A 6,319-nucleotide genomic window follows, 5' to 3' on the forward strand; every position below is an offset into this window, starting at 1 on the left:
CGGCGCCGGTTCCGCGAGGCCGTGGAGGACGACCTGAATCTTCCACTGGCCGTCGGCGTGGTCCACGAGGCGGCGCGCGCCGGGCTTTCCCGCGGGACGTTGCGGGAACTCGCCGCGGAGTGGGATGCGGTGCTGGGGCTCGGGCTCACCGCCGCGGCAGGCGCCGGGACGGAGGCGCCGGTCCCGGCGGAGGTTCAGAGACTCGCCGCCCGGCGCGATGCCGCTCGAAGTGCGCGCGATTTTCAGGAAGCGGACGCCCTCCGCGCGAAGATCCGCGAAGCCGGTTACGAGGTCATCGACGCGAAGGACGGTCTCGCTCGCCTGAGAAAGTTGTGAAGGGGGTATCGGATGATCCCGGTGAGATCGGTGGACGACGTGATGGAGATGGCGCACAGCTACCAGAAGTCGATGGCCCTGTTCGTGGCGCTGCGGCTCGACGTCTTTTCGGCCCTGGCAGGCGGCGCCGCGGATGCGCGGGCGCTGGCCCGCGGGCTTTCGGCCGATCCCCGCAATCTCTCCATCCTCCTGAACGCGATGGTCGCGGCGGGACTGCTCGCGAAGGCGGGAGAGAACTACCGGAACACGGCGGTCGCGCAGGAGGTCCTTTCGGATGGCCCGCGCTCGATGCGCTCCATCCTGCTCCACCATCTGAACTGCTGGGAAGAGTGGACGGGGCTGGAGAAGAAGATCCGGGGAGGGAGGAGGGGGTCGGGGAGGCCACCCGATTACCAGGAAAACTTCATCCGGGGGATGGAGGACAACTCCCGGGAGCGGGCTGCCCTTGTCGCCGGCCGGATCCCGCTTCGGGCAGGGGAGCGGGTTCTCGATCTCGGAGGCGGTCCGGGCACGTACGCGGTGGAGTGGGCGAAGCGCTATCCGGACGCGGAAGTCACGGTCTTCGACACGCCGGAAACGCTCCGCGTCACCCGGAAGATCCTGCGGGAGAAGGGGGCCTCCCGCCTGGTCCGGTTGCAGGAAGGGGATTTTCTGAAAGATCCTCTCGGCGGCCCCTGCGACTTCATCTGGATCTCCCAGATTCTCCACGCCTATTCCGAAAAGGATTGTCTTTTCCTGCTGAGAAAGGTCCGGCAGGCACTGGCGCCGGATGGCCGAGTCGCCGTGCAGGAATTCCTCCTCGAGGAAAGCAAAACCGCCCCGCTTGGCCCAGCATTCTTCTCGGTCCACATGGCGGCAATGACGGAGGGGGGAAGGGCCTACTCGGCGAGCGAGGTCGTCTCCATGCTCAGGGCCGCCGGGTTCCGGAACGTTTCGGCCGACCGGCCGGACCACCGTGGGGTGAGGATCGTCTCGGGCCAAGTGTCATGAAAAATACGGATCCGTCCAGGCGACGAGGCGGTGGTGGGCGCTACAGGACTTGAACCTGTGACTTCCACCGTGTGAAGGTGGCACTCTACCGCTGAGTTAAGCGCCCAGCCAGAGAATTTCTATTCTACCCGCGCATCCTGCTATCGCAAGCAGATTTTGCAACAGTGTAAATGAACGTATCAGCCGATGAACGAGAGCACGGCCTGCAGATAGATCGGAAGATCGGCAAGGGCGGACTGGATCGCCTCGAAGACTTTGTCGGGTTCGATGTCGTCGTACTCGTGGACAATGCGGTTACGGAGCCCTGCTGCCGAGGCGACCCGGGAGGCGAACCCGGGATCGAGAACCCCCATCTTCCCGAGTTCCGTGAAGCTGTCATAGTAATCCCTCGGCGGCGGCCGATCGGAACCGGTGATGACGTGATAGTTGATGTCGATCATCCTGGAAATCATCCGTTCGAGGAATCGTTCGGCGAGGATTTCCTTGTACGGATCGGCCAGGTATGCCTCGAGTCCCGGGCCCGCGAGCTTCCGCAACTCCTCGAGGTCGCCGCCGATGAGAACGATCTTGCGCGTGACGAGTTCCCGGTCGATCATGACGCAATCCTTTTCACGTAAGCGACGGCGAAATCTCGTTCCATCTCGAGGTACTTCCTGTGGTCCTGGTAGCGTCTGAAGGACAGGAGCAGGAACGCATCGGCCTCGCCTGGCTCGCCGTACAGGGAGGCGCACTGCTCCGCTATTTTTCTCATGAAGAGCGGATCGGCACGGTTTAGCACCGCAAGGTCGACATCGCGATCGCCGAAGAGAGCCGAAATGTCCCGCTGAACCTCAAGGATTCGACGAAGTTCGACATTCCCATCGCGGAATTTGACCGCGATATCGATATCGCTGTCCGGGCGAGCCGTCCCCGCAGCGGCGGAACCAAAGAGCAGGACGAGCGAAAGCCCGTGCCTTCGGGCGACGTCCCCGATTGCGCGCTTGACTTCCTCGTTGATGGACATGGGCCGATAGTAACACCGCTTCCGGTAAAAAAAAACTGAACTACTTAAACCCGGGGGTCGTCCTTTCCCGTTAAGTAAGTAGTTCAGATAGCCAAAATGCAGAGGCGGGGCCAGGTCTAGCGGCCCCAGGATACTTAAGTTAATGAATGTCCCCCGTTTTGACCGTCAGAAAGGCTTCTTAGAAAGAAAGCTGGGCCCCCACGTACGGCCCTTTCAGCTTAAGCGCGGCCAAGATGTCGTCCTTATCGATCTTGAGGTCGATCAGCCGGTAGCCGCCCTGCACGCGGAAGAAAGGGAGGGGCGCGAACGATGCGAAGGCGTCCCCCTCGAACAGGTGGTTCCCTGCGTAGGCCACCCCCGTCACGCGGGCGTCCGCGCGCACCATGTCCTTGAGGAAGCCGGCGCCCGCTGCGATACCCACCATCGGGATCGGCGCCTTGAAATCCTTCTTCTGCACCTGGCCCGTCGTCCTGTCGTTCAGCTCCACGTTCCCGTCCACGTACTTGACCTTCACGATCACGCCGAGATTCATGCTTGCGACGCCGAGATCGGGGCGGAGCAGGTCGAACTGGAGCTCCCCGTCGATCATCTTCACGTCGAGGTGCGAGATCACGCGGTTGGTGATCGCGAACGTCTGCCCGTTGAAGACGATGTTGTCCGTCAGGGTCTTGTCCCCGTCGAACTTTACGGGAGTGATTCCCACGCGGAAGTGAACGTTTCCGAGCCGGACGAATGCCTCCCCCGACGGGAAGTTCTTGTTTTCCATCCCGAGGCTGTTTTTTGCGTCGAACTCGCCGGTCACGCCGTTGGTCGTCGTCTTCACGTTCGCCGAAAGGTCGGGGAACCAGTACATCCCCCGGGCGCCCACCTCGAAGCCGGGCAGGGCGTGCGCTGGGACCGCCGCCATCAGGAACAGGACGGCCGTCAGGATCGGGATTCGTCTCATCGTTCCTCCTTTCCCTTTTTGCTATAATGTCCGCGCCAACATGCCAGCACTGCGCGGGGGTTCGTATGACGACTGAAAGGAAACGGGAAATCCGGCGCCGCCGGCACCGGAAGGAGAAGTCGAAGAAGCGGCGCACGAAGGAAACGGCAAAGCAGAAGTAATCCCTCCCCCCTGCGGCGGGGGAGGCTTGTTCTCGACGGAAGCGGATGGGGCGCTGGTGGCCCCCCCGGACTTCAAATCCGGTCGGGAGGCAGAAATGTCTCCGGTGGGTTCGATTCCCTCACGCTTCCGCCAAGTTTTATGTTGCCGGAAGCTATGGGGGACCTCAAATAGCGAGGGGCGAGGGCCCCGAGCTAACATGGTGATTCCCTCACGCTTCCGCCAGATTCCAAGCCCCATGTTCTCCCTTATCGGCGGCTAGGGAACTTTTCTTCGGGGATATTTTAAGGGGGGACATTCCACCGGGGACACTCCTGATCTTTGCGCTTGATATCGCGAGGAGTGTCCCCGCCCAGCCGAATACCGGCATCCGCAGTAGTTTTGGCGGTAAATCCCAAGTTTTTTCGATATTTCCACGCTTTTCCGGAAACCGTCGTTCTTCTTCATGTCGGCCTCGACGAAGAAGACGCCGACTCGTTCTCCCTCCTCGCGGCCTGCACGGTTCACCATCGCGGCGTCCTTCTTCGGACTGACGGTCAGGACCGTGCAGAATGCCGGAATCCCCAGACGTTTCGCCTCTTCCGCCGTGCGGCGCAGACGCATCCGGATGCACGTCTCGCACCGGAGCCCCTTTTCGGGTTCCCCCTCGAACCCCCGAACGGCCTCTTCCCATTCCTTCTCCCCGCCGCCCGCAACCTCGAGGGCAAAGGGGAGAAAATCCTGGAGCTGCCGCGTGGCCTGCAGGCGGCGCTCGTACTCCTTGCCGGGGTGGAGGTTCGGGTTGAAGAAGAATCCCGTGACGTGGAAACGCTCCTGCATCGCCGGCACGCCGTAGGACGCGTCCGGAGCGCAGCAGATGTGGAGTAGAAGCTTCATAACCGGAACCCAACCTCCGTCTTCCTTTATCATATAATCGGTAAGGGAAAAGAAGGAGGAAAAGCCGGTGGGGATCCAGGTCCTGCTGTTCATCGTGACGGTTTTCACGACGCTGGTCGCGGGGACGTTTCTGGCGGGGGGGAACCCTCTCCGCAACCCGGCGGACCTGGCGATGGGCTTCATGTTCTCCATCCCGCTGCTCACGATCCTCGCGATCCACGAGATGGGGCACTACACTGCCGCAAGGCGTCACAACGTAGCGGTGACGCCCCCGTACTTCATTCCCGCCCCCTCGTTCATCGGCACGTTCGGGGCGTTCATCAAAATCAAGTCGCCGGTCCCCAACCGGAACGCGCTGCTGGACATCGGGGCCTCCGGGCCGATCGCCGGCGCGCTGGTTGCGGTACCCATCCTCCTCGTCGGCCTCCACCTGTCGGCCATCCGCCCGTCGGCGGGCCTTTCGGGCATCCCCCTGGGCGAGTCCTTGCTGTTCCGCGCGGCGTCGTTCATCGTCTTGGGCGAGATCCCGAAAGGGTATGACGTGGTCCTCCACCCGGTGGCGTTCGCCGGCTGGATCGGACTCCTCGTAACCGCCTTGAACCTGCTCCCCTCGGGCCAGTTGGACGGGGGGCACATCGCATATGCACTGTTCGGAGAGGCTTACGCGAAGGTGGCCAGGGCAGTCCCGTTTGTTCTGCTCCCCATGGGATACCTCTGGGGAGGATGGGTCATCTGGGCGGCCATGCTCTTCGTGCTGGGGACGGCGCACCCCCGCCCCGTCTATGACGAAGTCCCCCTTTCCCGGGGGCGCCGCCTGGTCGGCATCCTGGCGGGGGCGCTTTTCCTGGTCTGCTTCACGCCGAACCCCGTTCCCATGTAAGGGGGGATCCCGCCATCCGCGAGCTCTTCACCCTCCGCCCTTACCTGGCGCGCCACCGGACGGCCTTCCTCCTGTGCGCCCTTGGCCTGCTCGTATCCAGCACCTTCGGGCTCCTGATCCCGTGGATGACGCGGGAGGCGATCGACGGTCTTTCCGCGCCCGACGGCAGGGAGCGGCTGGTCCGCGCGGTCTCCTGGATGTTCCTCTTCGCCGCGCTGTACGGATCCTTCCGTTATGCCTCGCGGCGGGGGCTCCTCGTCGCCGCGCGCAGGGTGGAGCTTTCCCTGCGCCGGGATATTTTCGACCACGTGATCCGCCTCCCGCTGTCCTTCTTCGGGGCAACGTCCACGGGCGACGTCATGTCGCGGATGACCAACGACGTCTCGGCGGTATGGCTTTTCCTCGGCCCGGGGATGCTGACGCTGGTCGGGACGTTTATCTCCTACCTCCTGGCGCTGACCTTCATGTTCCGGATCAGCCTCCTCCTGACGGTCGTGTCCCTGGTCCTGGCGCCGGTCGTGATCCTCGTATCCCGGGAATACGGCAGGGTCTTCCACCGCCTCCACCGGAAGGTGCAGGAATCGCTCGCCGCGATGAATGCCACCCTGCAGGAGAACATCAGCGGCATCCGGCTGGTCAAGGCGTACGGTCTGGAGGAGAAGGAGGAGAGCCGCTTCGCAGGGAATTGCGCAGAGTATTACCGGCAGAACGTCTCGGTTTCCAAGACATCCGCGGCGTTCCACGGGGCGATCGGATTCCTCGCCGGGGCAGGGATTGCCCTGGTCCTCCTGCTCGGAGGCTGGCTTGTGATCCAGGGCCGGCTGACGCTGGGAGGTTTCGTCGCGTTCAACGCCTACCTTGCGATGCTCTCGTTTCCGACGATGGCGCTCGGATGGGTCATCAACCTCGTGCAGAGGGGCGGCAGCGCGATGGGCCGCATCAACGAGTTCCTGCGCCTCCCTGCGGAACCCTTTGGGACGGCCAGGACCGCCGAGAAAGACGTCGCGACGCCGGCGGACGCGAGGGAGGGTGGCCGCGTGGGAGATCGGCTTGACGCGCCGATGCTGCGGCTCCGGAATCTTTCCTTCTCCTATGAGGAGAATGGCAGGGGCGAAGTACTCCGGGGAAT

Annotated in this window: 6 protein-coding genes, 2 tRNA genes and 2 pseudogenes; 5 read left to right on the forward strand and 5 right to left on the reverse strand. The window is 63.2% G+C overall.

Going from position 1 to position 6,319, the window contains the following annotated elements; all coding sequences use genetic code 11:
• Positions 1–336: pseudogene (locus A2Z13_04410) on the forward strand (hypothetical protein).
• Between the two features lie 12 nt (positions 337–348).
• The gene (locus tag A2Z13_04415) at positions 349–1,326 is read left to right on the forward strand and encodes a hypothetical protein (protein ID OGP76174.1); all 978 of its coding nucleotides are present in this window, start codon (positions 349–351) and stop codon (positions 1,324–1,326) included.
• 31 nt (positions 1,327–1,357) lie between these two features.
• On the opposite strand, the gene A2Z13_04420 is transcribed toward A2Z13_04415, so the two are convergent.
• The 4 genes from A2Z13_04420 to A2Z13_04435 form a co-directional block, all read right to left on the reverse strand.
• Positions 1,358–1,432, reverse strand: a tRNA-Val gene (locus tag A2Z13_04420).
• 73 nt (positions 1,433–1,505) lie between these two features.
• The gene (locus A2Z13_04425; protein OGP76175.1) at positions 1,506–1,922 is read right to left on the reverse strand and encodes a hypothetical protein; all 417 of its coding nucleotides are present in this window, start codon (positions 1,920–1,922) and stop codon (positions 1,506–1,508) included.
• Positions 1,919–2,329 (reverse strand): hypothetical protein, encoded by a 411-nt coding sequence (locus A2Z13_04430; protein ID OGP76176.1) that lies wholly within the window; start codon positions 2,327–2,329, stop codon positions 1,919–1,921. The genes A2Z13_04425 and A2Z13_04430 overlap by 4 nt, the downstream gene beginning before the upstream one ends.
• A 178-nt stretch (positions 2,330–2,507) precedes the next feature.
• Complete coding sequence (locus tag A2Z13_04435; GenBank protein ID OGP76177.1) at positions 2,508–3,275, reverse strand: hypothetical protein; 768 nt, start codon at positions 3,273–3,275, stop codon at positions 2,508–2,510.
• 198 nt (positions 3,276–3,473) lie between these two features.
• On the opposite strand from A2Z13_04435, the gene A2Z13_04440 reads away from it, so the two are divergent.
• Positions 3,474–3,569 (forward strand) — tRNA-Sec (locus tag A2Z13_04440).
• 123 nt (positions 3,570–3,692) lie between these two features.
• Here the strand turns inward: A2Z13_04440 and A2Z13_04445 are convergent.
• Entirely contained in the window at positions 3,693–4,403 is a 711-nt protein-coding gene (locus tag A2Z13_04445) for a hypothetical protein (GenBank protein OGP76178.1), read from the reverse strand.
• Here A2Z13_04445 and A2Z13_04450 point away from each other — a divergent pair.
• Both A2Z13_04450 and A2Z13_04455 read left to right on the forward strand, forming a co-directional pair.
• Positions 4,378–5,190 (forward strand): hypothetical protein, encoded by an 813-nt coding sequence (locus A2Z13_04450; GenBank protein OGP76179.1) that lies wholly within the window; start codon positions 4,378–4,380, stop codon positions 5,188–5,190. The two genes, A2Z13_04445 and A2Z13_04450, sit on opposite strands and share 26 nt — an antisense overlap.
• A gap of 125 nt (positions 5,191–5,315) precedes the next feature.
• A pseudogene (locus A2Z13_04455) lies at positions 5,316–6,319 on the forward strand (hypothetical protein).

This window comes from Deltaproteobacteria bacterium RBG_16_64_85 (assembly GCA_001798885.1).
In the GTDB taxonomy this organism is placed as follows: Bacteria; Desulfobacterota; Deferrimicrobia; order Deferrimicrobiales; family Deferrimicrobiaceae; genus FEB-35.

What these genes read in the sequence shown, in the direction of transcription:
- A2Z13_04425 (OGP76175.1), bottom strand. Translation starts at nt 1,922, where the DNA reads ATGATCGACCGGGAACTCGTCACGCGCAAGATCGTTCTCATCGGCGGC.
- A2Z13_04430 (OGP76176.1), bottom strand. Translation starts at nt 2,329, where the DNA reads ATGTCCATCAACGAGGAAGTCAAGCGCGCAATCGGGGACGTCGCCCGA.
- A2Z13_04435 (OGP76177.1), bottom strand. Translation starts at nt 3,275, where the DNA reads ATGAGACGAATCCCGATCCTGACGGCCGTCCTGTTCCTGATGGCGGCG.
- A2Z13_04445 (OGP76178.1), bottom strand. Translation starts at nt 4,403, where the DNA reads ATGAACAGCAGGACCTGGATCCCCACCGGCTTTTCCTCCTTCTTTTCC.
- A2Z13_04415 (OGP76174.1), top strand. Translation starts at nt 349, where the DNA reads ATGATCCCGGTGAGATCGGTGGACGACGTGATGGAGATGGCGCACAGC.